Below are 26,058 nucleotides of genomic sequence, written 5' to 3' on the forward strand. Positions count from 1 at the left end.
CTATCACTTCGCAGGTCGGGAGCAACATCAGCGAGTGAAGGCCCCCTTCCCTCGGCTCAGCCGAGGGAAGGGGGCCTTCACTCGCTTCAGGGGGTCTGCCAGATCGGCCGGATCTCGATGGTCGCGAACTTCGTGACCGGATGCGTCGAGACGATCTCGATCGCCTCGTCGAGATCGGCGCACTCGATCAGGTCGTAGCCGAGGATCTGTTCCTTCGTCTCCGCGAACGGCCCGTCCGAGACGAGCAGTTCGCCGTCGCGGCGCCGGACGGTGGTCGCGGTGGCCGCCGAACGGAGCCTGCTGCCGGACAGCCGGACCCCGCGAGCGGTCATCTCGTCGACCCACGCCTGCGTCTTTTCGTCCAGCGGGTCTTCGCTCTCGTCCGCGCCGGGGTACGGGCTTCCGCAGATCAGCAACATGTAGCGCATCGGTCCTCCTTGGGCTGAACTGTTCATCACCCCGACGAACGGGTTCGTCAGAAACAGACCATGCCAGGACCAGCGCGTTTCCGGCCCGACCGGCACAATCGAAGGAAAGGCGAAGGCGAGGAGACGACGGTGGGCATCGGAAAACCCGTGAAGCAGGTCCTGATCCTGATCGCGGGCGGAATTCTCCTGCTGGTCGGTATCGCGCTACTCGTGCTGCCCGGGCCGGGTCTGCTGCTGGTGCTAGCGGGTCTGCTGGTGCTGGCCTCGGAGTTCCCCGTGGTGGAGAAGTACGTCGATCCGATCCGCGACAGGGCGATGAAGGCGGCCGAGGACAGTGTTTCGTCGCCGCTGCGCATCGCGGGTTCGGTGCTGGCCGGGCTGGGCCTGCTGGCCGCGGGGGTCGTCTGGGGGCTCGTGCCCGGGCTGCCGCTCGGCGGCTGGAGCACCGGTTCGAGTCTGATTCTCTCCGGGCTCATCCTGTTCGCGTTGCTGATCTGGAGTTACAAGCGGGTACAGGCCAGGAGGGCCGCGAAGGCCGAATAACAGCCGGGTGGTCTGGTACGGTGCGGCGCGTGGCCCCCGAATTCCAGCGCGCGCGGCGGCCGGAACAGGTCGAGGCCCGGCGCGCGGCGATCCTCGGAGTGGCGCGCGAGTTACTGGCCGAGCGGCCCGTGTCCCGGATCAGTTTGCGGGAGCTGAGCGATCGGGTCGGCCTGGCGAAGTCGAATGTGCTGCGGTACTTCGACAGCCGCGAGGCCATCTTCCTGGAAGTCCTCGACTCGATCTGGGTCGCGTGGCTCGACGAGCTCGAAGGCGAGCTAGGCGCGCCTGACGCCGCGAAGCCGGGGTACGAGCGCGAAGTGCGCGTCGCGACCGTCATCGCGAAGTCGCTCTCGCGGCAACGCCTGCTGTGCGAGCTGATCAGCACGATGGCCGCCGTGCTCGAACGCAACATCTCCGTGGAGACCGCCAGGGCGTTCAAGACCCGGGCGGGTGAACGGACCGAACGGCTCGCCGACGTCGTCCGCGATCGGGTCCCGTTGGACGCCGAAGCGGCCGGACACTTCGCGAAGGCGGTCTTCATCCTCGTCGCGGGACTGTGGCCGTACGCGAACCCAGGCGAGGCAGTGGCGACGGTCCTGGCCGAACGCGGAGCGCCCGCCGGCCACGACATGTTCGTCGACGGGCTGACCGAAGGGCTGGCCAACCAGCTGGTCGGCCTCGTCGTTCGCGCAGGTCAGGGCCCCGGGCGATAGCAAAGGTCCCTTGCTCCCTTCCCGCACGCGCCGGGGCGGCCGGACCTGCATAAGGTGAGCCGAACCCACTTGCACAAGGAGCGATCATGAGCCCAGGCGGCACCCTCACCCTCGGCGATCTCACCGTGAGCCGGATGGGCTACGGCGCCATGCGGCTGTCCGGCCCCGGCATCTGGGGGCCGCCGAGCGACCGCGAAACCGCGATCGCCGTCCTCCGCGAGGCGGTCGAGCTGGGCGTGACCCATATCGACACCAGCGACTTCTACGGCCCGCACACGACCAACGAGCTGATCCGCGAGGCACTGCACCCGTACCCGGACGAGCTGCACATCGTCACGAAGGTCGGCGCGAAGCGGACTCCGGACAAGGGCTGGCCTTCGGCGCTCTCGCGGGAGGAACTGACCTCCGCGGTCCACGACAACCTGCGCAACCTCGGCGTCGACGCGCTCGACGTCGTCAACCTGCGGCTCGCGGGGGAGCACGGCGTCTTCCCGATCCCGGTCTCGATCACGGAGCCGTTCGAGGTGCTGGCCGAGTTGCGGCAGCAGGGCCTGATCCGGCATCTCGGTCTGAGCCACGTCTCGGCGGAGCAGGTCAAGGAGGCCCGGGCCATCGCGCCGGTCGTCTGCGTGCAGAACGAGTACAACGTCGCGAACCGCGCCAACGACGGCCTGCTCGACGCCCTCGCGGCGATCAGCGTCCCGTTCGTGCCGTACTTCCCGCTCGGTGGATTCACGCCGTTGCAGTCCGGTGTGCTCGACGACTGCGCCCGCCGGGTCGACGCGACGCCGATGCAGGTCGCGCTCGCGTGGCTGCTGCGGCGGTCGCCGAACATCCTGCTGATCCCGGGGACGTCTTCGCTGCAGCACCTGCGCGAGAACGTCGCCGCCGCGAAGCTGGAACTGCCCGCGGACGTCATCGCCGACCTCGACGCCCTCGCCTGATCGCGCGTGAAGGCCCCCTTCCCGCGGCTCAGCCGAGGGAAGGGGGCCTTCACGCGCGTTCAGAGGACATCCCGGCGCCGCAGCAGCCAGCCGCCGAGACCGGCGAAGACCACCAGATAGCCGGCCACCACCAGCGTCGCCTGGGAGACGCCGACGAGTTCCCCGATTCCCGGCGTCGCGCCCGAAGCGCCGAGCGACGCGGCCAGCGAACCGGCGTTGGCTCCCGGCAACGCCAGCTGGAGCGTGCCGACCCAGTCCACCAGCGGGGCCGCGACGCCGAACAGCAGGTTCTGGACCACCAGCAGCCACACCAGGCCGAGCCCGATCGGCAGCGCCACCCCGCGCATCGCGATGGCGAGCGCCGCGCCGAGGGCCGTCCAGGTCATCGCGATCAGCCAGCCCGCCCCGATCCCGGTGACGATCTCGCCAGGCGACGGCCAGTTCATCGGCTCGCCTTCCGAGGAGGCGATGAGCGCGCTAGTGACCGCGCCGGTGGCGAAGCTCGTCAGCACGACGGTCAGTGCCGCGACGGCCAGCGCGAACAACTTTCCACTGTAGACGGTCAGGCGCGAAGGCCCTTGTGTCAGCACGGTTTTCCACGTGCCCCAGCCGTATTCGGTGCCGACGGCCAGCACGCCGAGCACCAGCAGGATCGCCCCGAGGAACACCGGCAGCCCGCCGATCGCGTTGCCGACCAGATTCGACGGCGCCGTCGCGGCCAGCCCGCGATCCGTACCCGGCGCCCCGCTCGACGAACCCGCCGCGCCCGCGAGCGGCAGCAGATAGGTGAAGGTCAGGCCGAGCACGACCGCGATCCCCAGCATGAACCAGTTCGCCGGCCGCCGGACGAGTTTCGCCAGCTCGGCGGTGCAGCTACCCCACATGATCCGCCACCTCTCCGGTGAGTTCGAAGAACACCTGTTCCAGATCGCGTTCGCGGACATGCAGTTCGCGCACCGCGATCCCTTCCGTGACGAGTTCGCGGTTCAGCCACGACGCGCGTTCCGGGTCCACGGTCAGATCGAGCCCTGTCCCGCTCGCGCGCACGTTCTCCGCGCCGATCCGGCGCCGCACCAGGTCGGCGGCGTGCAGGTTGTCGTCGGTCTCGATATGCAGCACCGTGCCGCCGCGGAGTTCGGCGACGGTGTTCTCCGCGACCAGCCGCCCGCGCGAGACGACGCCGACGCGGTCGCAGATCTGCTGGACCTCGCCCAGCAGATGACTCGACAGCAGCACGGTGCAGCCTTCCGCGCCGAGCCGCCGGATCAGCACGCGCATGTCGGCCATCCCGGCCGGGTCCAGCCCGTTGGTCGGCTCGTCGAGGATCAGCAGCCGCGGATCCTTCAGCAGTGCCGCCGCGACCCCCAGCCGCTGCTTCATGCCGAGGGAGTAGGTCGAGTACCGGTCCTTGCCGCGATCGGCGAGGTCGACCATCGCGAGCACCTCGCCGACGCGAAGCGGATCCGTTCCGCTGTAGCGGGCGAGCACCTTGAGATTGTCCGAACCGGACAGGTACGGGTAGAAGCCGGGCGATTCGATCAGCGCGCCGACTCCGTCGAGATCCCCGGGCGGCCTGCCGAACAGCCGCACGCCGCCGGAGGTCGGCCGGACGAGGCCCAGCAGCATCCGCAACGTCGTCGTCTTGCCCGCTCCATTCGGGCCGAGGAAGCCGTAGACCTCGCCGGGCAGGACGGTCAGTTTCATCCGGTCGACGGCGAGGTGCTCGCCGTACCGTTTCGTGAGTTCATCGGTGTCCACGGGAAGGTTCATGGTGACGAATGGTGTCCCGTGGGAGGCCCTCGGCACATCCGTTCCCAGGCGGCACCCGGCGTACGTCGTCGGACGTAGTGCGTGGCCGGAATCCTGCGATATCCGTCGAAAACACCGCTATCGGAGGCCGGGTTGACGATCATAGGCTCGGTCGCGTGTCCAAAGTCCTCTTGATTCTCCACGTGCTCGCCGCCGTGATCGCGGTCGGTCCGGTCACCGTCGCGGCGAGCATGTTCCCCGCCGCCGCGCGGAAGGCGTTCGCCGAACCGGGTTCCGGACTGTCGGTGCTGCGCGCGCTCAACCGGATCTGCCGGGTCTACGCCGTCTTCGGGGTGGCGGTGCCGTTCTTCGGGCTGGCGACGGCGGGCAGCATGCGGGTCTTCGGCGACCTGTGGGTGATCGTGTCGATCGTGCTCACCGCCGCGGCCGCCGGTGTGCTGGCGTTGCTGGTCCTGCCGGGGCAGAACGCGATCCTCGCCGCGCTGGACGCCGAGCCGCCCTCGGAACCGCTCACGGCGGGGCGGGTGGCGATGTACACCGGGATGTTCAATCTGCTCTGGGTCGTGGTGACGGTATTGATGATCGTGCGGCCGGGGTCGACCACCGGCGCGTAAGCCTCGTGAGTGGTAAGGACGGTTCTAGCCGTCCTTACCACTCACGAGACGCGAGGATGAGCGGACGGCTCCTTCAGCGCTTCCGATGGTCCCGGCGCCGAGCTCTTATGTCGTGAAGGGCACCTTTGAGACGTTCATCGTCTCAAAGGTGCCCTTCGCGACATCCCGACGACCGCGACCACTTACGTGAGCGCCTGACTGGAGTCCTTCACAGACTCGCGAGACCGGCTCACCCGCCGTAGGTACCTAAGACAACCTTGGCTCTAGCCGTCCTTACCACTCACGAGCTATTGGTTACGAGCTCAGCAACTGGTTGAAGAACGACCGGTAACGTCGCAGCGCGATCCGGAGGTCTTCGGTGGCCGGTTCACCCTGACTCCACGCCGATTCCAGTTCCTTCTTGTGGTCCGCGAAGGTCGTGGCCAGATTCTGGATCACGACGGCGACGAGTTCGTCGGCCTCCTTGACCGCCCGCCGCGGATCGTCCACAAAGGCCGTCTGGATGTCCTGCCAGCTTTCGCGGAACCGGTCCACGTCGACGTTGTCGAACAACGTCTGCGCCTCGTCTTCGCCGGTGCGTCCGGAATCGTTGTTGCGTCCGGAATCGGTGGCCACCAGGTCCTCGGTGCTCAAGGCCTGCCCGGTGTCGCCGTCGCGACCGTCAGCGATCCGTTCCTCGTCGGGCCGTTCCGTTCCCTCGGCTTCCAGTGGCCTGCGTTCCATGGCTTTCCGCTCCTTCGCCGGCGTCTGTCAACAGATCTTCGAACACTTCGCGGTAGTGCTTCATCGCTTCACGCATGTCCTCTGTGGACATCTCCGATTCCCGATGGCGCTCCAGCGTGTCGTGCCCGGCGCGGTAGTGCCGCAACGCGTTCGCGTGCCGGACGGACAGATCCGCGACCTGCTGCTCGTATCCCTCGGTCGGGTAGCCGCGCTCGGCCATCAAGGAGACCAGTACCCGGTCCGCCTCGACGACGGCGCCGGACGGGCGGTCGACGAACTGTTCCTGGATCAGCGCCCATTCCTGCGCGTATCGGTCCTTTGTGGACTTGGGCAGCGGGCGGATGTCGAGATCCGAATGGCGTTTCACCCGCGACGTGAGCTCACGTTCCGCTTCTCGAGGGTTCTCGTGTTCCTTGACGGCCCGGTCGTACTCGGGCCCGAACGTCTCCTGCAAGCGACGCTTGCGTTGTCCCGCGACGACGAACCAGGCCACCGCTCCCAGTATCAGGATCGCGGCGATGACGATGATGATGACCAACCACGTGGGCATCGTTATCTCCTCCGGATTTCTGCCGGTCAACCCCCGACGGGCCATGGGTTCCCCCGCGTTCTCGGCCGAAAACCCTTGTGCCGCAAGAAGTTTTGGATCTTAGGCCGGATGGCGCAGTGAGAGGTCGCCGGTTCGCCGCCGTTGCGGAAGGCGGCGCGAGCCTTGATAGGCCATTCGACAGAAGTCGTAAGGCTTGCTAACCAGGCGTCCCTCTTATGGGTGCCGCCGATGACTCAGTGTAGGTAAAAACTCCCGATCACTGCTCCGTTGTGGCACTATTGCCCCGTTCGCAGGAAGAGGGCCCGCGAACGGAGGGGGCCGCCGTAATGGGGCTGCCTGGTACGACAAAGAAAGATCATCAGGGGAGGAGATCGCCCAATGTCGACGCCTACCGACGTCAAGGACCCCATCGGCGAGGAGGAGCCGCTAGACCCGGCTCAGCCCGCGCCCGACCAGGGAGAACACCAGCACACCGCGGACTGCGTGCATCAGAACGAGCGAGTCCGGGACTGCCCGGGCGGATGCGCTCAGACGCCGCCGCCCACTCCCTGACCAGCGCTCCTGGCTGAAGAGGTTTCGCCCGTCACCCGGGTTCGAACCGGTGGCGGGCGACTCTCGGCTACGGAGTGTGCTGTCATAGAACAGTGGTGGTAACACAGCTCGATCAAGGCGAGGTCATTCGCAAGGCGCGCGAACTCCAGCGTGCCGGCATCGATGCCGCGTGTTCGGCCCGCCAGCGCGAAGGCATTCTCCTGCTCCGCCGGGGGATGGCCTTACTCGATTCGATCCATCCGGTCGCCGAACGGATGCGGCACGAATGGCTGGCCACCCGGATCCGGCTGGCCTCCAGTATCGCGACCGTGGGCTCCGAGACCAGCGGAGGCGTGGCCTCGGGCCTCGCCGGCCTGGACGACGTCCGCCTGTTGCTCAAAGCGGTGGACGAACCCCGCCTTTACGCGGAATTGCGCGGCCAGCTCGACCACAATTACGGACTCCTGCTCATGGCGGTGGGGCGGAACGAGGAAAGCACGGCGTATTTCGACTCCTCCCTGGCGCACAAAGAGGCCATCCTCGCCATGGAAAAGGATCCGGCGGCGTTGCTCGACCCGTATCTGGGCACGCTGACCACCCGGGGACTCGCTTACACGCGGCTCGGCGACATCCGCCGGGCCAGGCGCGACCTCGCCAGCGCCGTGGACCTCGCCGAACGGAACGGCCTGCGAGTCCAGGCCGCGGACGTCCGCCGCCCGCTGGGCACGCTGGAACTCCGCGTCGGGAACGTGCCCGCCGCGTTGCGGCTCTACGACGAGAGCGAGCGGATCTACCGATCGCTCGACCTGGAGATCCCGTCGCTGCTGAGGTGGGAGCGGGCCGAAGCGTTGTTGACGGCGGGCCTCGCCGAGGAGGCCGGGGCCCATCTCGACGAGATCCTGCCGGTGATGCTGGAACAGCGGAGCATCACCAGGGATCTGGGTGGGGTGGAGCTGTTCCGCGCGTCCGCGGCGCTGATGACCGACGACCTGGAGCTCGCGCGGACCTACGCTGCTTCGGCCCGGCGGCGAACGCTGCGCTGGGGCTGTCAGACCTGTGTCGCCAACGCGACCATCGTCGGCCTTCGCGCCGACGTGCAGGATGCCTTGCGCACCAACGAAATCCCGTCCAGCCTGACCTCGCGCGCGTTGCGTGCGGCGAACGGGATGCCGATGCCGCGGCTCGCCGATCAGGCGGCGCTGGCTCGGATGCTGGCCGTCCGGGTCGAGCTGCGGAAGGGGAAACGCAAACGCGCCGCCGAGCTGCTCGAGCGGATTCCGCGTCCGGGGCGGTTGACCTCCGTCGATTATCGGATGTTGCGCAGGCTTTGCCGTGCGGAACTCGCGGTGGCCGAGGGTGACAAGACCAGGGCGCTGGCGGAGATCCGGGCCGGGCTCACCGAACTCGACCGGGTCCGCGACCGGATGGGCGGCCTGGAGCTGGTGTCCGGGACGGCGTTGCACGGCAGGGAGCTGGCGGATCTCGCCGTCAAGATCGTGCTGGAGCGCGCCGACGCGGCCCGGCTGTTCAGCTGGACGGAGCGGACACGCGCGCAAAGTTACCGGTACGAACCAGTTGTGGCGAGCGACCCGGAGCTCGCCGAGCGGGTCGGTGAGGTGCGGGGGCTCGATCAGGCCATCCACCAGGCGCTGCACGACGGGCATCCGACGTCGGCGTTGCGAGCGAAGCACGCGGAGCGGTTGCGTGAGGCGCATCGGCTCGGCTGGCATACGGGGCGCTGGGGCAGGCCGCGGCCGGTCGCGCGGCTCGCCGAGGTCGCCGGCGAGCTGGGCGAGCGCGCGTTGGTGAGTTTCGCGTCCTCGGGGGACGACCTGGTGGCGATGGTCGTCGTCGAGGGGCGATGCGAACTGGTGCGGCTCGGCTCGGCGGAGCGGGCGGCGGAGTCCGCACGCATGTTGAACGTCGATCTCGATGCCCTCGCACCGGATCGGCTGCCCGCTCCACTGGTCCAGTCGGTGCTCGGTTCGGCGCGGAAACAGGCCGAACGACTCGAAGTCCAGCTGATCCGGCCACTGGAACACCTGCTCGGTGACCGGGGCCTTGTCGTCGTGCCGACCGGACCGTTGTTCGCCGTTCCCTGGGGGGTGCTGCCGGCGCTGCGGTCGCGGCCGATCGTCGTCGCGCCGTCGGCGACGGCGTGGCTGGGCGCGGAGCGCTCGACGGTGTCGCGCGCGCGGAAGGTCGTCCTCGTCCGCGGTCCCGGCCTGGTCGGGAACAGGGGTGAGCTGGACAAACTCGCCACGCATTACCGGACCGCGCACACCTTGGCCGGACCCGACGCGACCGTGGCGTCGGTGTTGTGCGCGCTGGACGGCGCGAAGCTCGCGCACATCGCCGCGCACGGCGCGCACGAGCCCGAGAACGCCTTGTTCTCCCGGCTCGAACTGGCCGACGGGACACTTTTCGCGCACGAGATGGCCGGGCTCGCGCAGCCGCCGTCGCAAGTCGTCTTCGCGGCGTGCGAACTGGCGTTGAACCGGATCCGGCCCGGCGACGAGGTGCTCGGTTTCGCCAGCGCGTTGCTCGCGAGCGGTTCGCGGACGGTGATCGCGCCGTTGAGCCGAGTCGGTGACGAGGCCGCGGCGGCCGCGATGGACGACTACCACCGCGGACTGGCCGAAGGGGCCGGACCGGCGACGGCCTTGGCGGACACCATCGCCGTTGACCCGTTCCGGCGACCGTTCGTCTGTTTGGGTGCCGGCTGATCCTCCGGCTTGACAACCCCTGTTCGATCTTCACGACTCCAAGCGGCCGGTTGGTTACTCTTGACCGAGTCGTCTGAACCAATTATGGTCTAGACCACATTCGCCTGCTCGGCGCTTTGGCGGATGTGTCCCAACCTTCAGTGGTTTTCGCCCTCCGTGGCCCAAGAACCTCGAGTCCGCGGACTTTCCCGACCGGGCAGGCGGTGGGTGCAGAGATGGGAAAGGGGTAGGCATGAGCTTCAAACGACGGCTTTTGACCCTGGCGGCGGGTGCGGCGATGGTGCCGGCGGCGCTGGTCGCGATCCCGGCGGGCACCGCCAACGCACACGGCTATGTTTCCTCGCCTGCGAGCAGGCAGGCGCAATGCGCCCAGAACACCGTTTCCTGTGGCTCCATCAAATGGGAACCGCAAAGCGTCGAGGGCCCCAAGGGGCTCATGAGCTGTAACGGCGGTGTCGGCCGTTTCGCGGATCTCAACGACGACAGCAAGGGCTGGAAGGTGCATTCCCTCGGCCGTACCACCACGTTCCGGTGGACGCTGACGGCTCGCCACCGCACCAGCACGTGGGAGTACTTCGTCGACGGCGCCAAGGTCGCCAGCTTCAACGACAACGGCGCGCAGCCGGGCGCCACGGTCACCCACAGTGTGAACCTGCAGCAGAGCGGGCGGCACAAGATCCTCGCCCGCTGGAACGTCTACGACACGGCGAACGCGTTCTACGCCTGCATCGACGCCAACATCGGCTAGGTGCCGGGTCTCGTGAGCGGTAAGGGCGGTGCTAGCCGTCCTTACCGCTCACGAAACGCGAGGATCTTGTGTCGTGAAGGGCCCCTTTGAGACGTTCATCGTCTCAAAGGGGCCCTTCACGACATCTCCACGACCGCGATCATTTACGTGAGTGCCTGTCTGGAGTCCTTCGCGGACCGAGCCTGAGATCAACCGCGGCCGGAACCACGTTGGAACCAGGCCGGGTCCTGCAAGTCATGTTCGCGGTCTTCGCGCCCAGGCGGTCCTTGACGACACGGGCGATCCGTCTACCGGGCGACGCTGTGGGCGGGCCGGGGGAACTGACCCGGAGGCGAGAGCAAAGGTCCCTTGCTCTCTTGCGCGGTGACCGTGTGGATTTCGGGTCATCCAACGCCCCAAAATCCACACGGTCACCGATGGCCCTGGCAGCGAGTGAGGGGTGTGTGGATATAGGGACACTCAACGTCCCTATATCCACACACCCCTCCCGCGATACCAAAGGTCCCCCGCTGTCTTTCAGCAGGTCAGCACGCCAGGCGATACTTACAGGACGCGGCCTAAGCCGCCCTTGGGTTCCAACCGTCCTTACCGCTCACGAGGCTTTTATGTCAGGCTCACCCCATGAGCGATGACGAACGCGACGGGGTCAAGCTGACCAATCTCGATCAGCCGTTGTTCGAGGGCGCGACGAAACGCGACCTGGTGGACTACCTGGACGCCGTCGCGGACCGCATCCTCCCCGTTTTGGCGCACCGGCCGCTTTCGGTGATCCGCATCCTGCGTGGCCAGGACCCGTTCATGCAGAAGAATCTGCCCAAGTACACGCCCGACTGGGTGAAGCGCTCCGAGATCTGGGCGGAGACGTCGAAACGGCAGGTGTCGTACGCCCTGTGCGACGACCGCCGCACCCTGCTGTGGTTCGCGAACCAGCGCGCCGTCGAATACCACCCGACGCTGATGACCACGGACGCCGACGCGGGTCCGACCCATCTCGTACTGGACCTCGACCCGCCCGCCGGCGACGATTTCGCGCACGTCGTGAAGGCCGCGTGGCTGGTGCGCCAGGCCCTCGACGACTGCGGCCTCGCCGGGGCGGTGAAGACCAGTGGTTCCAAGGGAGTGCACATCTTCGTCCCGCTGACGCCGGGGCAAGGCTTCGAAGACGTCGCCGCCGCGACCCGCGCGCTCTCCGCTCGCGCGGAGCAGGTCGACCCGTCTCTCGCGACGACCGCGTACATCGTCGAAGACCGCGAGGGAAAGGTGTTCCTCGATTCGACGCGGGCGGGCGGTAACACGGTCGCCGCGGCGTACAGCCCGCGGTTGCGTCCGGGGCTGACGGTTTCGTTCCCGGTGGCCTGGGACGACCTCGAGAACGTGGTCCCCGCCGATTTCACCGTCTACACGGCGCCCGGTCTCCTGGCGGACAAGGATCCGTGGGCCGAGTCGATGCCCGCGCCGCAGACGCTGCCCGCGGATCTCGTCGAACAGGGGCACACGATCCCCATCGCGCGAGTCGTGGCGATGCACGAAGGGAAACGCCGGGCACGTTCGCGTGCCAAGAAGGACTGAACGCCGACGACGGCACCCCGTTTTGTGTACCTTGGACCGCGCTGGGGGAGGGCGAAGGTACTGGGGGCTTTCGTGGGAAAGATCGATGCCGATGTAGTGATCGTGGGGGCGGGTCCGGCCGGACTGGTGCTGGGGAATCTTTTGAGGGCGGCCGGAATCGACTGCCTGATCCTCGAACGGCAAAGCCGGGAACATGTGGAAACCCGGGCCAGGGCGGGGTTTCTGGCCGCGAACAGTGTCCGTGTGCTCACTGAGAACGGGCTCGCCGGCGGGCTGCTCAGGAACGGTGTCCGGCACGACACCTGCGCGTTCCGTAATGATCAAGCCGAATTCGAGCTCAAGTACAGCGAACTCGGGAACGGTGAGGTGCACACCGTTTACCCGCAACAGTTCCTGGTCACCGACTTGATCGCCGAGTTCCTCGCGCGCGGCGGGGAGATCAGGTTCGACACCGAGGCGTCCTCGGTGTCGGGGATGGACGCGACGGTCATCGCCGATGATCTTCTGGTGCGTGCCAAGTACATCGCGGGCTGCGACGGCAGGCGCGGTGTCTCGCTGAGATCCGTGCCCGCGCGGGTCTTCCGGCGGGACCACGACATTTCGTGGCTCGCGATCCTCGCCGAAGCACCGCCGAGCATGTCCGCGATCGGTTACGCCATTCACGAACGCGGATTCGCCGGGCATATGGCGAGGACGTCGACGGTGACGCGTTACTACCTCGAAGTCCCGCGCGGTGAGGATCCGGAGAACTGGCCGGACGACCGGATCTGGGACGAACTGCACCTGCGGATGCGTGCCGATCGCTACGGCGAGCTCAAACGCGGCGCCATCATCGAACGCCGGATCGTCGACATGGCTTCGCGGGTGATGGACACGATCCAGCGGGGAAAGCTGTTCCTCGCGGGGGACGCGGCGAGCCTGATCAGTCCCGCCGCGGCGAAAGGCGCGAATCTCGCGCTGATGGAGGCCGAGATCCTCGCGGCCGCGTTGATCGAAGCCCATGCCGGGAGCGACACGACGGCACTCGAGCGGTATTCCGCCGACTGCCTGCCGCGGATCTGGCGCGCGCAGGAGTTCTCGCTCTGGATGATCAATCTCCTGCACGGTCCGGCGGGATACGACGACGAGGCGGTCTTCCAGCGGGCCCTGCGGGACGCGCGGCTGGAGAGCCTGCGGGTTTCCCGTGCGCACCAACACTTCTTCGCCGAGAACTACGTGGGGATCTGAACCGATCGCTCGTCGCGTCCGTATCAGTGCAAGAGGGTCTTCGCGGAGTGGAAGGACGAACGACGATGCCGGTACGCATTCGCTGGACGCCGTTGAACCCGCATCCGAACCGTCCCGGCCCCGTGGAGGAGCCCGAGCCGGAACCGCTAGCCCGCGCGGACCGCGGGTGCCTTGGGCCGCTCGACGCGGAGGAGCAGGACGTCGCCTGAGCGGTCTCTTCCGGGCTCCTCCTCGGTGACGAACCGCAGCGCCCCGGTGACCTCCCTGGTCACCATCCGCGCGCCGTGCCAGCCTGCCGGGACCCAGCCGGCACGCAGTTCACGTCGTACCTTCTCGGCCCTCTTGACGTGGCGGGCGAACGAGTGCCGCCGGATGACCCGCCCGCGCGCGACTTGGCCCGCGCGGGCGACCTCCGGATCGACGTCGAGCCACAGCAACCGGACGGGACGGCGGCTCAGCAGGCCGAGCAGGGCCAGCAGTCCGCGGGTGGTCGCGCGGGTCGACGGCTCGTGCACGACGAGCGGGCCGCCGTCGGCCAGCGCGAACCGGACGACCCGCGCGCGATGCCACAGGTGGACCAGCGGCCGGTAGCACCGGTACGGCAGCACGGCCGGCAGCCGTTCCCGCAGCCGCGCGCGGACCTGGTCGGAATCGAGCACCGGTATCGCGCCGGTCGCCGCCCGGGACAGCAGGGTGGTCTTGCCCGCCCCGGGAATCCCGGCGACCACGAGCAGATCGCGGCGGCCGAGCTGGAATGCGATGCGATCGGTCATAAGGCCTCAACGACCCGGCCGAGGATAAAGGTTCCTTTACCTTGATCGGCACAGGTCAGGCCGTCACCCGCGTCCCCGCCACCGCCGTCTTGTCCGGAAGCAGCGTCCCGCCCTTGGTGAGCCACGCCACGCCGAACGCGAGGATCGCCACCGACTCCAGCCACAGCGCCGGATACAGGGACCTGGTCTCCGCGTCGAAGACGAGGCCGCACAGCACGATCAGCGCCAGGCACACCAGCATGACCACGCCCGAGGCGACGTAGAGCCGGTTCCGCTCGGGTTTGCGGGCGCCGGGGATCTCCTTGTCCGACTTGGTGAACAGCACGATGCAGAAGAACGCCAAGGTGAGGAAGAAGACCGCGGCGAAACCGAGGTGCAGGATGCCGATGATCTCGTCCACGCGGTCGCCGTTCGACGGGGTGGTGGGGAAGAGCGCCACCCCGACCGCGGCCACCGCCGCGATGTTCCCGGCGATGTCGTCGACACGGCCGTAACCCCGGTAGGACAACAGGAAGACGCCGATGGCGCACATGACGCCGACCCAGACGTCGCGCATTCCCGAGTAGTAGTAACCGCTGATCGAGTTGAGCAGGCCGCCGCCGTCGACGGCCAGCTTCCCGAAGATCAGCACGAAGGGCAGTCCGATCCCGAGGAAACCTATGGCACGCCGCAAGAACAGGTAGTTGTGGACGAGGTTGTCGGATGCCGTTCGCGGGCTCATGGTCGCCTCCGTGCTCAGTGCTTTCCGCTACCGAGGAGTATCGACCACAGGAGCACGGCAAATGACGGTTTGTGACGACGTTGAGACCGTGTGTTATCGAATTGCTCGCTAGCTGGTCTCCAGTACGACAGCCGCGACGTAGCCGCCCATCCCGATCGACGTCTTCACGGTGAGCCCGCCCTCCGGCCGGGAGGGCCCGTCCATCAGCCGCGGATGCCCCTCCGCCACCGGTTTCGGCGCCGGGACCAGATCCCGTTCCGCCGCGAGGCAGATCGCCGCGATCTCGGTCAGCGCGCTGCCCGACTGGCTGTGCCCGGTCAGCGGTTTGATCGAGTAGATCTCGGTCTCACCGGGAAAGACCGCTTCGAGGATCCGGGATTCCGTACGGTGGCAGAGTTTCGTACCCGTTCCGTGCGCGTTCAGGTAGCGGACGTCCGACGGCGCGGCGCCGGAGTTCTCCAGCGCACCGGTCACCGCCGCGACCGCGTTCGTCGGATCGGGGTCGAGCGCCATCGCGTTGTGCGCCTCGTGGGTCATGGCGCCGCCCCGCAGGGTCGCGTACGCGTCGGTCTTCCGCTGGGTCAGCACCACCGCGACCGCGGCCTCGGAGAAGGTGAAACCCCTTGTGCCCTCTTGGAAAGGGCGGCACGCCTCCAGCGGGGGCACGTCGGTGATCGCCACCCCGCAGTGCACGAAATTGCGCACCATCGGCCTGGTCGCGGACAGATCGGTGGTGACCACGACGACGTCGTCGGCCATTCCCGCCTCCAGCCACATCTTCGCGGTGAGCACCGCGGCGCTGCCGGTCGCGCACATCGCGGACGTTGCCATCGAGGGGCCGTGGAAGCCGAACTCCGACATCAGCGTGGCGATCGGGGTCGAGGGCATCATGCCGATGAACTCGCGCCGGTACATGAGCTGTTCGCCGAGTTCGGTGAGCCTGTCCCAGGTTCGCAGGTCCTCGCGGACGCCGCCGGAGATGACGCCGACGCGGCGTCCTGGCGACCAGCCTCGTGCGCCGGCGTCCGCGATCGCTTCCCGTGCCGCGGCGAGCAGGGCGCGGGCGTGCAGGCTGCCGTCGCGTGCTTTGCCGCCCTCGGGGACGTGTGCGACCCAGCCCGGCAGATCCGGGGTTTCCCCGAAGCCGTCGGTGAATTGGGCGCAGGGGACGCCGCCGGCGAGGCCCTCCCACAGTGCTTCGCGCCCCCAGCCGTAGGCGGTTACGGCGCCGATGCCGCAGATGTCTGTTTTGCTCCGCACGTGTTTCCCTTCAACTACATTCTGTCAACGCTGGGGTGGAATGGCCGCACCGATCAGCTGTCCGAGGGGGACGGCTACGTCGATTTAGTGATCTAATCGGAAGCTACATCAGTCGAGTAGGGGGTTTGGATCAGATGGATCCTGACGATCTCGACGGTGGGACTCCCGACACCCACCGGCCCTCGGATCAGGATTCCTCGCCAGCGAACGGCACCGCGACCCGCACGGTGGGAAAAACCGAGCGGCACGCGTCGCTCGTCCGTCTGCTGACCGAGTTGTCCGCCGAGAGGGATCACCGCGGTGAACCCGCGCTCGCCTTTCTCGGCAAGGGGTACCGCCTTTTGGAGCAAAAGTCCGACGGCGGCGCATTGGGAACGCAATATCTCACCATGGTCGAAGCGAGCCCATACGGGATCTGCGTCCATCAACGGGGCAAAGTCGTGTTCGTGAACTCGGCCACCATGCGCTTCGTGGGGGCGAAGGTGTCGACCGAGATCATCGGGACGCACATCACGGATCTGGTCGACGCCGGCTCGCAGGACGCGCTGCTGGCGCGGATCGGTTCGCTGGACTCGCCCGGCTCGTTCAGCGAACCGACCGAGATGACACTGCGGACCCTTCAGGGCCGCGGTGTCACCGTCGAGTCCCAGGCGGTGCTCACCACCTGGGAGGGCAAACCCGCGTACCAGGTGATCATGCGCGACCTGACCACGCAGAAGGCGGCCGAGTCGGGCCTGCGGTTTCAAGCCGCGCTGGTCGGCCACGCGAGCGACGCGATCATCGCGACCTCGCCCGACGGCCTGGTGACGAGCTGGAACCCGGCGGCCGAGGCCGTCTACGGACACGACCTCGACCAGGTCATCGGTGCCCCGGTGGCCGAGGTCGTCGGCGCGCCGATGAGTCCGCGGCAGGTCGTCGCCGCGGGCGGTGTCGTGCAGGCGACGCATTTCAGCGCCGACGGCACGGCGCTGGCGGTGCGCGTCTCCGCGGCCGAGATGTTCGACGGTTACGTGCTGCTGTGCGCCGACGAGACGGCGCAACGCCGGGCCGAAGCCGAATTCGCCACGGTCGTCGAAACGCTCGACGAGGGGGTGTTGCTGGTCGGCCCCAGCGGGCGGATCGAACTGGCGAACTCCGCCGCGCACCGGATCGCCGGTGTTCCGGCCGGCGCACTGGTCGGCCTGGAGAGCCGGACGCTGCGGCTGCACGACGAATACGGCGCCCCGGTGCCCGTCGACGACCTGCCGTCCGCGCGGGTGCGGCGGTCCGGGAAGGTCGAGACCGGGCGGGTCCTGCAGATCCGGCGGCGCGACGGCGCGCACCGGTGGCTTTCGCTGACCTCCGGTCCGCTGATGGCGCCGGGCCAGAGCGTGCCCTCGGTGCTGACGTCCTTCGCCGACATCACCGAACGGCGGGCGATCAGCGAACGGCTGGCCTACGAGGCCACCCACGACCCGCTGACCAGGCTCGCGAACCGCACGCTCGCGCTCGACCGCCTGCGCCGCACGATCGCCGATCCGGCGCGCACGACCACCGTGATGTTCATCGATCTCGACAAGTTCAAGATCATCAACGATTCGCTCGGTCATACCGTCGGCGACCAGGTGCTGCGCATCGCCGGCGACCGGCTGAGGGCCGCCGCCGGGGCCTCGGACCTGGTCGGACGGCTCGGCGGGGACGAGTTCCTGGTCATCACCACCGGTTATACCGAGGCCGCCGAAGTGCGGGCGCTGGCCGATCACCTTCAGCGACGGCTCGCCGAATCGCTCACCGTGCACGGCCGCGAACTGCATATCAATACGAGTATTGGAATAGTGATCGCCGAACCCGGCGATACCCGCAGTGCCGACGAATTGCTGGAAGACGCCGATCTGGCGATGTATCAGGCGAAGACATTCGGACCCGGCCGTTATGCGTTCTATACGCCGATCATGCGTAAACGGGTGCAGGACCGTTTCGCCTTGGAGCAGGATCTGCGGAACGCCGTCGCGGACGGCCTGGTCGAGACCGTTTATCAGCCCGTCGTCGATTTGCGGACCGGTGACATGGTCGCGGTGAAGGCGAAGTCCTGTTGGAATCACCCCGTCCGGGGACCGATCGATCCGGCGGAATTGGCCGAGATCGCCGACGACGGCGATCTTTTGACGGTCATCGGGGCGGAGGTTCTCGCCAAGGCCGCCCGCGAGATCTCTCGATGGCGTGCCGATCATGGTGTGCACTGTAATGTGACTGTGAGCCTGTCGGTCCGCCAGCTGGGCGATCCCACGTTGCTGCAAGTGGTTCAGACAACGCTGGAAGATGCGGGGCTGGTGCCGCAGGACCTGAGCCTCGATGTCGACGAGACGGCGTTGAAGGACGCGGCCGACGCCGTCGACGCGCTGCGGAAGACCGGGGTGCGGGTGACCGCGGAACGGTTCGGTGCCGGGTATTCGTCACTCGCCCAGCTGTGCCGCCTCGATCTGAACGTGGTCGAGATCGACCGGTCGTTCGTCGCCGATCTCGGGAGGTCGAGCGACGCCGAGCCGATCGTCGCCGGGATCATGGCGATGGCGCACGCCGTCGACCTCGTGGTGGTCGCCGAAGGGGTCGAGACCGCGCGGCAACTGGAGGTCCTGCACGAACTCGGCTGCGATTGGGCGAAAGGGCCGCTGGTGGCGCCGCCGGGTCCGGTGGACGCCTTGAAGTCCGCGTACGAGCACGTCGTGCGGTGAACCGGGCGGCCGCCGTGTCCGTGGTCCCCAGTGAGAACCTTCCTCGCCGCTGACGGGACCAAAGCCTCCTGTTGCTCCGGCTCTTCCCGGCGCACCCTTGTCGGTGGGGGACCGGTGAAGGAGGCCGTCGTGTCGCTGATCTTCCTGTGGCGCCGGATCCACCTCGGCCGGAATCCGCTCGCACGCGGCTGGGACCGGATCGAGGCGGCGATCCTCGTCGGCGGCGTGGTGACCGCGCTGCTCGGTGTGCCGCTGGCCGCCGCGGCAGGCTCGGAGGCCTACGCGACCATGATGGCGCGCTCGGCTCTCGAAACGGCCATGCGTCATTCGACGACCGCGTTCCTGCTCGAAGACGCTCCGTCGGCACGCGTCGGCCTCGATGGGATCCCGTCCGCCGAGACGGCTTCGGTCGCGGCTCGCTGGGCGTTGCCGGACGGCACCTTCCGAGAGGCAAGCGTGACCGCCGACCTCGGCGCTTCGACAGGCGACGCGGTGACGGTGTGGCTCGACGAGTCCGACGCCGTGGTCGATCCGCCGGTGATGCCGCTCGACGCGACCAGTACGGGGATCGGCGTCGGGGTCGGGGTGTGGCTGATCGCGGTGACGCTGCTGGCGGCCGGGTACCTGCTCGCGCGGCAGCTGCTGAACCGGGCGCGGTCGGCGGCGTGGGACCGGGAGTGGGAGCGGTTCGGGCAGGGCTCGCGTTCTTGAGGCTCGCCTTCATGCGCCTTGGGTGTGAATCGTGAGGTTGTTGGGGCACATGTGGCGACCTGGCTGTCCGTGAAGGCCTCCTTGAGGGACCCAGGGTCCCTCAAGGAGGCCTTCATGTACTGGGGAAGGCGCAATTAGTCGACGAACTGCGAAAAGTGGCCGCTGACCTGCGGGTCCTCGCGAAAGTGATAGCAAAGGTCCCTTGCTCCCGCCGCGTCGCCTTGTCTCTGTACCTACTGGTATGTACGGTCAGGAGGTGGACAAGAGGGAACGGCTTATCGAGAGCACTCGCGAGCTTCTGTGGGAGCGCGGTTACGTCGGCACCAGCCCGAAGGCGATCCAGGAGCGGTCCGGCGCCGGCCAGGGCAGCATGTACCACCACTTCCAGGGCAAGTCCGACCTCGCGCTCGCCGCGATCGCCCGCAGCGCCGAGGACCTGCGGGCCAGGGCGGAGGCCGAGTTCTCCGGGCCCGGCCCGGTCGTCGAGCGCATCACCGTCTACCTGCGCCGCGAGCGCGACGTGCTCAAGGGGTGCCCGGTCGGCAGGCTCGCCCAGGATCCCGACGTGATGGCCGACGCGGATCTGCGCAAGCCGGTCGAGGAGTTCTTCGGCTGGCTCACCGGCCGTCTCGCCGGGCTGCTCGACGAGGGGCGCGCGGCCGGCGAACTCGACCAGGCGCTCGACCCGCTCGCCACGGCGACCGCGCTGGTCGCGGTGTTGCAGGGCGGCTACATCCTCGCCCGCGCCGCGGGCTCACCGGACGTGTTCGCGAAAGCCGTCGACGGCGCCCTCGGCCTGCTCGCCACCAAGGAGAACTGACATGCCCTTCGTCCGTATCGACGCCATCGGGACCGACAAGCTCGAAGCCCTCGGCAACGCCGTCCACGACGCGATGGTCGAGACGCTCGGCATCCCTGCCGACGACCGCTTCCAGGTCCTCAACGGCCGGAGCACCCTGAAATACGACGACTACCTGGGGATCCACCGCGACGATGGGGTCGTGTTCGTCACGATCACCATGCGGTACGGGCGCACCGACGAGCAGAAGAAGGCGCTGTACCGGCGGATCGCGGAGCTCGCCGAGGAGTACTCGGGCACCGAGCCGCGGAACGTGCTGGTGATGATCACCGAGACCGATCCGGTCAACTGGTCGATCGGGAACGGCGAAGCGCAGTACGCGTGATCACGCGGCGTCGGCCGTCACGCGCCGAGCGGAACCGAAGGCGTGCTGCTCCAGCAGCCACCACGTGTCGCGCCCGAACGACCACGTCAGCAACCCCAGCGCGCCCAGCGTGACCACGAAACCGGCCCAGAACGGCAGGACCGTCGAAGCCACCGCGACCAGCGCGATGCCCTGCACCGCCGCGACCGTCTTGCGCGCCAAGCTCGGTGGCAGCGGCGAGTTCAGCCATGGCCACAGCCTGCTCGCGGCGACGAAGAGGTAGCGCATCCCGCCGATCGTGAGCACCCACGGGCCCAGCGACTGCGCGACGACCACGCTCAGGATCAGGATCAGATACGCGTCGACCTCCATGTCGAACCGCGCGCCGAGCGGTGACGCCGTCCCGGTGCGGCGTGCGACCTGGCCGTCGACGGCGTCCAGGGCGAGCGCGACCGACGCGAGGACGACGATCGTGACGATCTCCCGGCCGGCGGTGTCGACGACGAGCGCGGTCACGCAGCCGACCAGACCGGAGCGTGCCAGGGTCACGGCGTCGGCGGGGCCGAGGGAGCGCGCGGTGCTCCGGTTCAGGCCGTAGGTCAGGAATCCGCCCACCGCGAGGCCGTACGCCGTGCCGGCGAGCCAGCCCAGCGTGCCCAGCCCGGCGACGGCGTCCAGCGTCCCCAGCAGCGCCAGCTGGACGAGGACCCCCAGGAAAATTCCGGGGTTGATCACGAGGCCTCCTCGTTATGGTGACGATGGCCCCCTCGAAGGGGCCGACATGAGAGGACACGATGGAACGCGCCTTCTGGTTCAGTGGTTCCGGTGACGGTGAGCTCAGGTCGGTCACGCTCCCTCCGGTCGGCGACGGCGAGGTGCTGGTCCGCACCCTGTGCACGGGCGTGAGCCGCGGCACCGAGACGCTCGTCTTCCGCGGCGAGGTCCCGCCGAGTCAACGCGCGGCCATGCGCGCGCCGTTCCAGGAGGGCGACTTCCCGGGGCCCGTGAAGTACGGGTACCTCAACGTCGGCGTGGTCGAACAAGGTCCGGCGGAACTTGTCGGTCAGGTCGTCTTCTGCCTGTACCCGCACCAGACGCGCTATGTCGTCCCGGCGGCCGCGGTCACGCCGGTGCCGCGCGGGGTGCCGCCGGAGCGCGCGATCCTCGCGGGCACGATCGAGACAGCGGTCAACGCCGTCTGGGACGCGGCGCCGAAACTCGGCGACCGGATCGCCGTGGTCGGCGCCGGCATGGTCGGCAGCAGCGTCGCGAAACTCCTGGCCGGCTTCCCGGCGACCAGGGTGCAGCTGATCGACATCGACTCGGAGCGCGCGAAGATCGCCGAAGCACTCGGAGTCGACTTCTCGACACCGGAGGACGCGCTGGGTGACTGCGACCTCGTCGTGCACGCCAGCGCGAGCGAGGCGGGGCTCGCGCGGTCGCTGGAACTGCTCGCGCCGGAGGGCGAGGTCATCGAACTGAGCTGGTACGGCGACCGCCGGATCAGCGTCCCGCTCGGCGAGAACTTCCATTCACGACGGCTGGCGATCCGCAGCAGCCAGGTCGGCATGGTCTCGCCGTCCCGCCGCCTGAACCGGAGCTACGGCGACCGCCTGGCCCTCGCTTTGCGGATTTTGTCGGACCCCGTCTTTAAGGTGCTGGTCAGCGAGGAATGCCGGTTCCATGAACTACCGGACGTTCTGCCGCGTCTGGCCGCGAATGAACCGGGAGCGCTCTGTCTCCGTGTCACCTATCAGGTGGAGGACACGCGCTAAGGGCACGATCTGGGAGGTCCGTTGTTCAGTATCACCGTCCGCGACCACGTCATGGTGGCCCACAGCTTCCGCGGCGAGGTCTTCGGACCCGCGCAGAAACTGCACGGCGCCACCTTCGTGGTGGACGCGACGTTCCGCCGGTCCGAGCTGGACGCCGACAACATCGTCGTCGACATCGGCAAGGCGACCGAAGAGCTCAAAGCGGTGCTCGCCGACCTGAACTACCGCAACCTCGACGACGTGCCCGAATTCGCCGGGATCAACACCTCGACCGAGTTCCTCGCCAAGGTCGTCGCCGACCGGCTCGCCGAGCGCGTCCACGCGGGCGCGCTCGGCGAGGGCGCCCGCGGGCTCGAGGGGCTCGTCGTCTCACTGCACGAATCCCACGTCGCGTGGGCGAGTTACGAGCGTGCGCTGTGAGTGGCCTTCACGTCGTCCTGCCCAACGACATCGACGACGTGAGCGCGCCCAGTGGCGGCAACGTCTACGACCGCCGCCTGTGCGACGGCCTCGTCGCGGCGGGGGTGGAGGTCCACGAGATCGCCGTGCACGGGAACTGGCCGCGGCCCGGCACCGAGGCGCGCACGGTACTGGCGCGCAAGCTCGCCGAACTGCCGGACGGTTCGGCGGTCCTGCTCGACGGCCTGGTCGCCTGCGGGGTGCCCGAGGTGATCGTGCCGTCGGCGCAGCGGCTGTCGATCGCGGTGCTGGTGCATCTGCCGCTGGCCGACGAGACCGGGCTTTCGCCTTCGCTCGCCGCCGAGCTGGACAGGCTGGAGGCCGAGACACTCGGCGCGGTCGAGGCCGTGGTCGCGACCAGCGAATGGGCGGCGCGGCGGCTGATCGAGCACCACGACCTCGCTCCGCACCGGGTGCACGCGGTGCCGCCCGGGGTCGACAGGGCCGACGTCGCGTCCGGGAGCCTGGACGGGACGCGACTGGTCTGCGTCGCCAACGTGACGCCGCGCAAGGGCCAAGGCCTGCTCGCGGACGCGTTGAAGTCGCTCAAGGATCTCCCGTGGAACTGTGAATGTGTCGGCGCCATCCGCCGCGAGACCCGCTACGTCGAACGCCTGCGGCGACACTCCCTCGGCGATCGGTTCACCCTGACCGGCCCGCGGTCCGGCGAAGCGCTCGAAGCGACGTACGCGGCCGCAGACCTTCTCGTGCTTCCTTCGCGCGCCGAGACCTACGGCATGGTCGTCACCGAGGCGCTCGCGCACGGCGTTCCCGTGCTGGCGACCGCCGTCGACGCCCTGCCGGACACGCTCGGCCGGTCGCCCGACGGCAGTGTGCCCGGGATGCTCGTCCCCGGCGAGGACGTCAACGCGCTGGCCACGGCCCTCCGCCGCTGGCTCACCGAGCCCGATCTGCGAGACCGTCTTCGCGCCTCCGCCCGCCTTCGCCGCGAGACGCTGCCCGGCTGGGACGAGACGGCCCGCGGCGTCGCCGCCGTGCTGCTGAACGAAAGGACGGCGGCATGACCAAGTACGCCCCCAGCTGGCTTCAGCTGCGTGAAGACGCGGACGCCTCGGCCCGCGCGACCGAGTTGATCGAGCCGGTCCGGGCGTTCTTGCGCGAACAGGACGAGGTGGTCATCCGGGATCTCGGCTGCGGCACCGGTTCGCTCGGTCGCTGGCTGGCCAGGCGGCTGCCCGGCCGCCAGCACTGGATCCTGCACGACCGCGACCCCGAACTGCTCACCCACGCGCTGGCCCGCACCAGCCGTCCGGAGCACGCGGTGGACGGAAGCGAAGTCACCGTCGTCACCGAACAGCGTGACATCACCGAGTTACGCGCGGAAGACCTCGCCGGGACGTCGCTCGTGGCGGCGTCGGCGCTGCTCGACCTGCTCACCGCCGAAGAGATGTCCCGGTTGGCGGAGGCATGCGTCGAGGCGGGCTGCGCGGTCCTGTTCACCTTGAGCGTTTCGGGCCGGGTGGTGCTGTCGCCCAAGGACAAGTTCGACATCGAGATCTCCGACGCCTTCAACGCGCACCAGCGCCGGGTGACCGACGGCCGGTGGCTGCTCGGCCCGGACGCGGTGGACGTCGCCTTCGGGGTCTTCGAACGGCTCGGCGCCACCGTGCGGCGCGCGCCGAGCCCGTGGCGGCTCGGGGCGGATCAGGCCGCGCTGACCGCGGAATGGCTCACCGGCTGGGTCGGCGCCGCCCGCGAACAGCGGCCGGAGCTGGCGGCGGATGGTGACACGTACTTGCGGTGGCGGCTCGCGCAATGCGCGGCCGGTGAGCTGAACGCGATGATCCAGCACGAAGATCTCCTGATGGTGCCGTCGTGAAACGGTTCTGGCCCTGGCTTCGGATCCTCGGCGCGCTCGGCATCCTCGGCGTGCTCGTCTGGCAGCTGGGCACGGGCGCGTTCCTGGACGGGCTGCGCGAGGTCGACGCGGGCGGTGTCGCCGCCGCGCTCGGGATCGGTTTCGCCACCACGGTCTTCAGCGCTTGGCGGTGGTGCCTTGTCGCGCGACGGCTCAGTCTCCGGTTATCGCTCCCGAACGCCGTCGGCGAGTACTACCGCGCGTTGTTCCTCAACGGAGTCCTGCCTGCCGGAGTGCTCGGCGACGTCAACCGCGCCGTGCAGCACGGCCGCGAGTCCGGCGACGTCCCGCGCGGCGTCCGCGCGGTGGTGCTGGAGCGGACGGCCGGGCAGATCGCGGTGATCGGCGCTTCGGTCGCCGTCGTGCTCGGCACGCCTTCTGTGGTGCCGCCGCCGATCGACGGGGCCGTCACGGTCGCCGGGATCGTGGTCGTCGCGCTCGCCTTCGCGGCCGTCGCCACCGGGATGACGGCGGGAAAGCGGTGGATCCACAGTGGATCGAAATGGCGCCGCGGATTCGCCGTCACCCTCGCCGACGTCCGGCTGGGCCTCCTGACCAAGGAGACCTGGCCCGGCGTGAGCCTGCTTTCGCTCGCCACCCTTGCCGGGCATCTCGCCCTGTTCGTCGTCGCCGCGCGCGCGGCCGGGGTCACCGCCCCGATCGGTGATCTGCTGCCGCTGATGATCCTCGCCCTGCTCGCGATGGGACTGCCGCTGAACATCGGCGGCTGGGGCCCGCGCGAAGGCGTTTGCGCGCTGCTGTTCGGCGCGGCGGGCCTCGGTTCGGCGCAGGGCGTCACCGTGGCCGTGGTCTACGGCGTGCTCGCGCTCGTCTCCAGCCTTCCCGGTGCGGGCGTTCTGCTCGCGCGCTCGGTCATGAGTCACCGAACAGACAGGAGAAACGCGATGACCGTCGAGAGGGTCGTGGAGACCCGACTGCCCACCCGTTACGGCGTTTTCCGCGCATACGGTTATCTGGACGCCGACGGCGCCGAGCAGATGGCGCTGGTGCACGGCGACGTCGCGGCCTCCGGCACGCTGGCGCGGGTCCATTCGGAATGTCTCACCGGAGACGTGTTCAGCTCGATGCACTGCGAATGCGGCGACCAGCTGGCCGCCGCACTGCGCGCGATCGTCGAGGAAGGCGCCGGAATCCTCGTGTACGCCCAGGGACACGAAGGACGCGGAATCGGCCTGCTCGCGAAGCTGAAAGCGATGCGGTTGCAGGAAGACGGGCTCGACACCGTCGAGGCGAACATCGCGCTCGGGCTGCCCGTGGACGCGCGCGATTACCGTGCGGCGGCGGAGATCCTGACCGATCTCGGGGTGACATCGGTGCGGCTGCTGTCCAACAACCCGGCGAAGGTCGACCAGCTCGAACTGCACGGGGTCGTGATCAGCGAGCGGGTGCCGCTGCTGGTCACGCCGAACGACGAGAACCTGCGCTACCTGCGGACGAAACAGGAACGGATGCACCACTTCCTGCCGCATCTGGACGCGATCGAGTCGGTGGGCTCCTGA

The 26,058-nt window shown here is 68.5% G+C and carries 26 protein-coding genes; 17 read left to right on the plus strand and 9 right to left on the minus strand.

What is annotated here, in order from left to right; genetic code table 11:
- Positions 1–86: 86 nt before the first annotated feature.
- The gene (locus DL990_RS39275; RefSeq protein WP_125801705.1) at positions 87–428 is read right to left on the minus strand and encodes a YciI family protein; all 342 of its coding nucleotides are present in this window, start codon (positions 426–428) and stop codon (positions 87–89) included.
- Positions 429–557: 129 nt separating this feature from the next.
- On the opposite strand from DL990_RS39275, the gene DL990_RS39280 reads away from it, so the two are divergent.
- The 3 genes from DL990_RS39280 to DL990_RS39290 all read left to right on the plus strand — a co-directional run bounded on the left by DL990_RS39280 (position 558) and on the right by DL990_RS39290 (position 2,628).
- On the plus strand, positions 558–971 hold the full coding sequence (locus tag DL990_RS39280; RefSeq protein WP_125789250.1) for a PGPGW domain-containing protein: 414 nt from the start codon (positions 558–560) through the stop codon (positions 969–971).
- 20 nt (positions 972–991) lie between these two features.
- Positions 992–1,684, plus strand: coding sequence for a TetR/AcrR family transcriptional regulator (locus DL990_RS39285; RefSeq protein ID WP_233599248.1), 693 nt, complete (start codon positions 992–994; stop codon positions 1,682–1,684).
- 86 nt (positions 1,685–1,770) lie between these two features.
- A complete protein-coding gene (locus DL990_RS39290) occupies positions 1,771–2,628 on the plus strand; it encodes an oxidoreductase (protein ID WP_125801706.1) in 858 nt (285 codons plus the stop codon).
- 59 nt (positions 2,629–2,687) lie between these two features.
- On the opposite strand, the gene DL990_RS39295 is transcribed toward DL990_RS39290, so the two are convergent.
- Positions 2,688–3,512 carry an ABC transporter permease gene (locus tag DL990_RS39295; RefSeq protein ID WP_125789253.1) on the minus strand — a complete coding sequence of 275 codons (825 nt, stop codon included), beginning with the start codon at positions 3,510–3,512 and terminating at the stop codon, positions 2,688–2,690.
- Complete coding sequence (locus tag DL990_RS39300) at positions 3,502–4,398, minus strand: ABC transporter ATP-binding protein (RefSeq protein WP_125801707.1); 897 nt, start codon at positions 4,396–4,398, stop codon at positions 3,502–3,504. Before DL990_RS39300 ends, DL990_RS39295 begins: the two co-directional genes overlap by 11 nt.
- Positions 4,399–4,553: 155 nt before the next feature.
- On the opposite strand from DL990_RS39300, the gene DL990_RS39305 reads away from it, so the two are divergent.
- A complete protein-coding gene (locus DL990_RS39305; protein ID WP_125801708.1) occupies positions 4,554–5,012 on the plus strand; it encodes a hypothetical protein in 459 nt (152 codons plus the stop codon).
- A 294-nt stretch (positions 5,013–5,306) separates the two neighbouring features.
- On the opposite strand, the gene DL990_RS39310 is transcribed toward DL990_RS39305, so the two are convergent.
- Together DL990_RS39310 and DL990_RS39315 are read right to left on the minus strand one after the other, a co-directional pair.
- Positions 5,307–5,735 carry a hypothetical protein gene (locus DL990_RS39310; protein WP_125801709.1) on the minus strand — a complete coding sequence of 143 codons (429 nt, stop codon included), beginning with the start codon at positions 5,733–5,735 and terminating at the stop codon, positions 5,307–5,309.
- Positions 5,674–6,285: a hypothetical protein gene (locus DL990_RS39315; protein ID WP_125789257.1), complete on the minus strand. Its 612-nt coding sequence runs from the start codon at positions 6,283–6,285 to the stop codon at positions 5,674–5,676. The genes DL990_RS39310 and DL990_RS39315 overlap by 62 nt, the downstream gene beginning before the upstream one ends.
- A gap of 644 nt (positions 6,286–6,929) precedes the next feature.
- Between DL990_RS39315 and DL990_RS39320 the strand changes: the two genes are divergently transcribed.
- The 4 genes from DL990_RS39320 (at position 6,930) to DL990_RS39335 (ending at position 13,086) form a co-directional block, all read left to right on the plus strand.
- Positions 6,930–9,542, plus strand: a complete 2,613-nt coding sequence (locus DL990_RS39320; RefSeq protein ID WP_125801710.1) for a CHAT domain-containing protein — start codon at positions 6,930–6,932, stop codon at positions 9,540–9,542.
- Between the two features lie 232 nt (positions 9,543–9,774).
- Positions 9,775–10,290 (plus strand): lytic polysaccharide monooxygenase auxiliary activity family 9 protein, encoded by a 516-nt coding sequence (locus tag DL990_RS39325; protein WP_125789259.1) that lies wholly within the window; start codon positions 9,775–9,777, stop codon positions 10,288–10,290.
- A 621-nt stretch (positions 10,291–10,911) separates the two neighbouring features.
- Entirely contained in the window at positions 10,912–11,859 is a 948-nt protein-coding gene (gene ligD / locus DL990_RS39330; RefSeq protein WP_125801711.1) for a non-homologous end-joining DNA ligase, read from the plus strand.
- Between the two features lie 72 nt (positions 11,860–11,931).
- Positions 11,932–13,086 (plus strand): 4-hydroxybenzoate 3-monooxygenase, encoded by a 1,155-nt coding sequence (locus DL990_RS39335; protein ID WP_125801712.1) that lies wholly within the window; start codon positions 11,932–11,934, stop codon positions 13,084–13,086.
- 146 nt (positions 13,087–13,232) lie between these two features.
- Here the strand turns inward: DL990_RS39335 and DL990_RS39340 are convergent, their stop codons facing one another.
- From DL990_RS39340 to DL990_RS39350, 3 genes are all read right to left on the minus strand, one after another.
- The gene (locus tag DL990_RS39340) at positions 13,233–13,859 is read right to left on the minus strand and encodes an AAA family ATPase (RefSeq protein ID WP_125789262.1); all 627 of its coding nucleotides are present in this window, start codon (positions 13,857–13,859) and stop codon (positions 13,233–13,235) included.
- Between the two features lie 55 nt (positions 13,860–13,914).
- Positions 13,915–14,580 (minus strand): DUF998 domain-containing protein, encoded by a 666-nt coding sequence (locus tag DL990_RS39345; protein ID WP_125789263.1) that lies wholly within the window; start codon positions 14,578–14,580, stop codon positions 13,915–13,917.
- A gap of 108 nt (positions 14,581–14,688) precedes the next feature.
- Positions 14,689–15,840, minus strand: coding sequence for a beta-ketoacyl synthase N-terminal-like domain-containing protein (locus tag DL990_RS39350; RefSeq protein ID WP_125789264.1), 1,152 nt, complete (start codon positions 15,838–15,840; stop codon positions 14,689–14,691).
- 134 nt (positions 15,841–15,974) lie between these two features.
- Here DL990_RS39350 and DL990_RS39355 point away from each other — a divergent pair, with 134 nt between their 5' ends.
- The 4 genes from DL990_RS39355 (at position 15,975) to DL990_RS39370 (ending at position 20,446) form a co-directional block, all read left to right on the plus strand.
- A complete protein-coding gene (locus tag DL990_RS39355) occupies positions 15,975–18,551 on the plus strand; it encodes a bifunctional diguanylate cyclase/phosphodiesterase (protein WP_125801713.1) in 2,577 nt (858 codons plus the stop codon).
- 129 nt (positions 18,552–18,680) lie between these two features.
- Positions 18,681–19,262, plus strand: a complete 582-nt coding sequence (locus tag DL990_RS39360; protein WP_125801714.1) for a hypothetical protein — start codon at positions 18,681–18,683, stop codon at positions 19,260–19,262.
- A gap of 256 nt (positions 19,263–19,518) precedes the next feature.
- Positions 19,519–20,082: a TetR/AcrR family transcriptional regulator gene (locus tag DL990_RS39365; protein ID WP_199746787.1), complete on the plus strand. Its 564-nt coding sequence runs from the start codon at positions 19,519–19,521 to the stop codon at positions 20,080–20,082.
- Between the two features lies 1 nt (position 20,083).
- The gene (locus DL990_RS39370; protein WP_125789268.1) at positions 20,084–20,446 is read left to right on the plus strand and encodes a tautomerase family protein; all 363 of its coding nucleotides are present in this window, start codon (positions 20,084–20,086) and stop codon (positions 20,444–20,446) included.
- On the opposite strand, the gene DL990_RS39375 is transcribed toward DL990_RS39370, so the two are convergent.
- Positions 20,447–21,160 (minus strand): CDP-alcohol phosphatidyltransferase family protein, encoded by a 714-nt coding sequence (locus DL990_RS39375; protein WP_125801715.1) that lies wholly within the window; start codon positions 21,158–21,160, stop codon positions 20,447–20,449.
- Between the two features lie 59 nt (positions 21,161–21,219).
- Here DL990_RS39375 and DL990_RS39380 point away from each other — a divergent pair, with 59 nt between their 5' ends.
- Genes DL990_RS39380 through ribA form a run of 5 tightly spaced genes read left to right on the plus strand, consistent with a single transcriptional unit; the run spans position 21,220 to position 26,058 of the window.
- Positions 21,220–22,200: a zinc-binding alcohol dehydrogenase gene (locus tag DL990_RS39380; RefSeq protein WP_125789270.1), complete on the plus strand. Its 981-nt coding sequence runs from the start codon at positions 21,220–21,222 to the stop codon at positions 22,198–22,200.
- A 21-nt stretch (positions 22,201–22,221) separates the two neighbouring features.
- The gene (locus DL990_RS39385) at positions 22,222–22,620 is read left to right on the plus strand and encodes a 6-carboxytetrahydropterin synthase (RefSeq protein ID WP_125789271.1); all 399 of its coding nucleotides are present in this window, start codon (positions 22,222–22,224) and stop codon (positions 22,618–22,620) included.
- On the plus strand, positions 22,617–23,684 hold the full coding sequence (locus tag DL990_RS39390) for a glycosyltransferase family 4 protein (RefSeq protein WP_125789272.1): 1,068 nt from the start codon (positions 22,617–22,619) through the stop codon (positions 23,682–23,684). Before DL990_RS39385 ends, DL990_RS39390 begins: the two co-directional genes overlap by 4 nt.
- Entirely contained in the window at positions 23,681–24,499 is an 819-nt protein-coding gene (locus DL990_RS39395) for a class I SAM-dependent methyltransferase (RefSeq protein WP_125801716.1), read from the plus strand. The genes DL990_RS39390 and DL990_RS39395 overlap by 4 nt, the downstream gene beginning before the upstream one ends.
- Positions 24,496–26,058 (plus strand): GTP cyclohydrolase II, encoded by a 1,563-nt coding sequence (ribA, locus tag DL990_RS39400; RefSeq protein ID WP_125801717.1) that lies wholly within the window; start codon positions 24,496–24,498, stop codon positions 26,056–26,058. The genes DL990_RS39395 and ribA overlap by 4 nt, the downstream gene beginning before the upstream one ends.

It is taken from the genome of Amycolatopsis sp. WAC 01416 (assembly GCF_003947485.1).
GTDB lineage: Bacteria > Actinomycetota > Actinomycetes > Mycobacteriales > Pseudonocardiaceae > Amycolatopsis.

Excerpts from the sequence above, each read along its gene's own strand:
- DL990_RS39370 (WP_125789268.1), top strand. The coding sequence starts at position 20,084 with ATGCCCTTCGTCCGTATCGACGCCATCGGGACCGACAAGCTCGAAGCC.
- DL990_RS39295 (WP_125789253.1), bottom strand. The coding sequence starts at position 3,512 with ATGTGGGGTAGCTGCACCGCCGAGCTGGCGAAACTCGTCCGGCGGCCG.
- DL990_RS39315 (WP_125789257.1), bottom strand. The coding sequence starts at position 6,285 with ATGCCCACGTGGTTGGTCATCATCATCGTCATCGCCGCGATCCTGATA.
- DL990_RS39345 (WP_125789263.1), bottom strand. The coding sequence starts at position 14,580 with ATGAGCCCGCGAACGGCATCCGACAACCTCGTCCACAACTACCTGTTC.
- DL990_RS39310 (WP_125801709.1), bottom strand. The coding sequence starts at position 5,735 with ATGGAACGCAGGCCACTGGAAGCCGAGGGAACGGAACGGCCCGACGAG.
- DL990_RS39340 (WP_125789262.1), bottom strand. The coding sequence starts at position 13,859 with ATGACCGATCGCATCGCATTCCAGCTCGGCCGCCGCGATCTGCTCGTG.
- DL990_RS39395 (WP_125801716.1), top strand. The coding sequence starts at position 23,681 with ATGACCAAGTACGCCCCCAGCTGGCTTCAGCTGCGTGAAGACGCGGAC.
- DL990_RS39290 (WP_125801706.1), top strand. The coding sequence starts at position 1,771 with ATGAGCCCAGGCGGCACCCTCACCCTCGGCGATCTCACCGTGAGCCGG.
- DL990_RS39300 (WP_125801707.1), bottom strand. The coding sequence starts at position 4,398 with ATGAACCTTCCCGTGGACACCGATGAACTCACGAAACGGTACGGCGAG.
- DL990_RS39380 (WP_125789270.1), top strand. The coding sequence starts at position 21,220 with ATGGAACGCGCCTTCTGGTTCAGTGGTTCCGGTGACGGTGAGCTCAGG.
- DL990_RS39355 (WP_125801713.1), top strand. The coding sequence starts at position 15,975 with ATGGATCCTGACGATCTCGACGGTGGGACTCCCGACACCCACCGGCCC.
- DL990_RS39275 (WP_125801705.1), bottom strand. The coding sequence starts at position 428 with ATGCGCTACATGTTGCTGATCTGCGGAAGCCCGTACCCCGGCGCGGAC.
- DL990_RS39325 (WP_125789259.1), top strand. The coding sequence starts at position 9,775 with ATGAGCTTCAAACGACGGCTTTTGACCCTGGCGGCGGGTGCGGCGATG.
- ligD (WP_125801711.1), top strand. The coding sequence starts at position 10,912 with ATGAGCGATGACGAACGCGACGGGGTCAAGCTGACCAATCTCGATCAG.